Source organism: Mesorhizobium sp. M1E.F.Ca.ET.041.01.1.1, assembly GCF_003997355.1.
Lineage (GTDB): Bacteria > Pseudomonadota > Alphaproteobacteria > Rhizobiales > Rhizobiaceae > Mesorhizobium.
Window position 1 is genome coordinate 1 of sequence record NZ_RZSL01001242.1, and the last position, 498, is coordinate 498.

Here is a 498-nt window from a genome sequence, read left to right on the forward strand (position 1 = left end):
GGTGCTGCGGTCATTTCTAAAATCCCGGTATCAGCCGATATGGGCTTTGTAGGCGGCCTCATCCATGAGGCTGGCGAGCTGGCTTTCGTTGGAAAGCTTCATCTTCCAGAGCCAGCCGTCGCCGGTCGCCGCCGAATTGACCAGCGAAGGGTCGGACGACAGCGACGTGTTGGCTTCGATGATCTCGCCGTCCACCGGCGCGTAGACATCGGAAGCCGCCTTGACGGATTCGACGACGACGGCGGTGTCGCCCTTGGCGAGCTTGCGGCCGATTTCCGGCAGTTCGACGAAGACGAGATCGCCGAGCTGCTCCTGCGCGTAGTCGGTGATGCCGACGGTGGCGACCCCGCCTTCGACGCGCAACCATTCATGGTCTTCAGTAAAATAGGTGTTTGCCATCGGGAAATCATCCTTTGCGGTAGCGGTGTGGCGTGAAGGGCAGGGACGTGACGTCGACCGGGATTTTCGTCCCGCGGACATCGGCGAACAGTCTGGTAC

1 protein-coding gene is annotated in these 498 nt (G+C 61.0%); it reads right to left on the reverse strand.

Annotated features, from left to right (window positions below):
• Positions 1-30 precede the first annotated feature (30 nt).
• Positions 31-399 carry a glycine cleavage system protein GcvH gene (gcvH, locus tag EOA38_RS38575; RefSeq protein WP_126093472.1) on the reverse strand — a complete coding sequence of 123 codons (369 nt, stop codon included), beginning with the start codon at positions 397-399 and terminating at the stop codon, positions 31-33.
• Positions 400-498 lie beyond the last annotated feature (99 nt).